Annotated in this window: 2 protein-coding genes; both read left to right on the forward strand. The window is 39.1% G+C overall.

Annotated elements, in window-relative coordinates:
• The first annotated feature begins 128 nt into the window (after positions 1-128).
• The gene (locus GNF10_RS36580) at positions 129-1,550 is read left to right on the forward strand and encodes an IS4 family transposase (RefSeq protein WP_185582615.1); all 1,422 of its coding nucleotides are present in this window, start codon (positions 129-131) and stop codon (positions 1,548-1,550) included.
• An 82-nt stretch (positions 1,551-1,632) separates the two neighbouring features.
• Positions 1,633-2,034, forward strand: coding sequence for a hypothetical protein (locus GNF10_RS36585; protein ID WP_185588128.1), 402 nt, complete (start codon positions 1,633-1,635; stop codon positions 2,032-2,034).
• Positions 2,035-2,050 lie beyond the last annotated feature (16 nt).

Here is a 2,050-nt window from a genome sequence, read left to right on the forward strand (position 1 = left end):
CTGACTTTTCACGGGATGTGGAAAAGGGGATTGGTTCGCGACCAGCTATCGCGAACCAATCCTCTGGACTTAAGATAATTTGCGTCCTCTAATATAAGGTGCTTGTAGTATCGTATTTTGGGGTGCAAATGAAACTATTAGAAGCAAACCCGTACCGCGATTGTGATTTTGGTGACAAACGTCTGACCAACAGAGCAGTGTTAATTGCGGAGGCTTTAAAAGTAAAATATGGTGAGCCTCTATCACAAATATTTGAAAGCGCTAGTGACCTAAAACGTAGTTACGAATTTTTTTCTAACCCCAAAACAACTTTTGATAAATTGACCCAACCATCTTTTAAACAAACTTCTAAGCAGATTTATGGTATACCAATAGTATTAGCTGTAGGTGATACAACTTATCTTGATTACAAAAAAATTTTAGAAAAAAGAGATGATTATGGGCCTACAGGTAATGGTGGAAATGGACTAATTTTACATACTTCTTTAGCGCTAGACCCAGACTTTGGTCAGCCATTAGGACTATTATGGGAGAAATTGTGGCATCGACAACACAAACCATCTCCACCACCAGGGGAAACATCTACGTCAAAAAAAAAGCGATTAAAGAAAGAACGTTTAATCGCCAAGAATAGAGCTTTTAAAGAGAAAGAATCTTATCGATGGGTTGAAGCTTTTCAAAAAGTCAACAAATTATTTAAGGGTTTAGAAATGCCTGATGGTGGACTACTCACAAGAGTAATTCATGTCTTTGACCGTGAAGGAGATATTGCAGAAGTATTCGCACTTCAGCGTAAAAATAAAAATACAGGTGTAGTTGTCAGAGCCGCTCACAATCGTTGTTTATCGGAAGAAAACTCTTATTTATGGGAGTATGTAACATCCCAGGAAGTGCAGTTTATAAAAGAGGTCGAATTACCTGAAACCAAAAAGCGAAAAGAAAGAACTGCCACCTTAGAAATCAGGTATTGTCCAGTATCAATAAATCCTCCTTCTCGGTTAAAAAAATCAGGCAATTTTAACGTTTACGCGCTCTTTGCAACAGAGATTAATGTGCCAGATGGATGTGAGCCAGTTACGTGGATGCTACTGACAAGCGAGTTAGTAACAACACAGGCAGAAGCATCTCAAATTCTTCGATGGTATACGTATCGCTGGCGGATAGAAGAGTATCACAAAATACTAAAATCTGGCTGTAAAGCAGAAAATTACCGCTTGGCGGGTGAGAGTATGTCAACAATGTTAGGTTTTTTAACAGTGATTGCGGCACAATTACTGCGAATGACTTATTTACATCGGAATTCTCCGCACAGTTCGGCAGAATTGGTGTTAACAAAAATACAAATGGATGTGCTACTTGCTAGTACTCCACCCAAACAAAAAAAGCAGATACAGCTTACCGTTGACTGGGCAATTAGAGCAATTGCACGTCTTGGAGGTTACTTAGAACACAGGAAGAATAGCCCCATTGGGATACAAGTTTTGTGGCGAGGTTGGTTGGAATTAGAAAGCTTGTGCCAAGGTTGGTTGTTGCATGAAAATCTAAAATGAATATATTGATTTTAGTTACTCGCCTTTATTAGAGAGGAATATTGTTCGCGACAACCAGTCGCGAATCGCGTTAGTTGATTTTATGCCGAAAGACCGAAAAACTATAGCCCAAGAGGATTTACAATCGCGTATAGACAAAGTTATCGACATGTTGGAGCGTCTTGAAAAAGAAGTCGCTGCCATACACAATTCAATGCCTGTTGCGCCACCACGTTGTAGAATCGCTCGTTACCTAGCAAAGGGGCGTAAAGAATTTTATTGGTACTATAAACTACATGCTGCAACACCAATATTTCCGACTCAGAGTGATGGCAAGCTATCCAAATACAAGCATTTAGGTAAGGCTGGTAGTCAAGCTTACATAGATGCCATTGAACAAATTACTGCAAGGACTAAAATTGAAGCTTTAGATCGTTCAATTGAGGCTCTCAGACAGGGTTTAAAAGATTTAGTCGAAGAAACTTCCAAATATAATAAAGAATAGGAATTGGTTCGCGATA

The organism is Nostoc sp. UCD121 (assembly GCF_014222285.1).
Lineage (GTDB): Bacteria > Cyanobacteriota > Cyanobacteriia > Cyanobacteriales > Nostocaceae > Nostoc.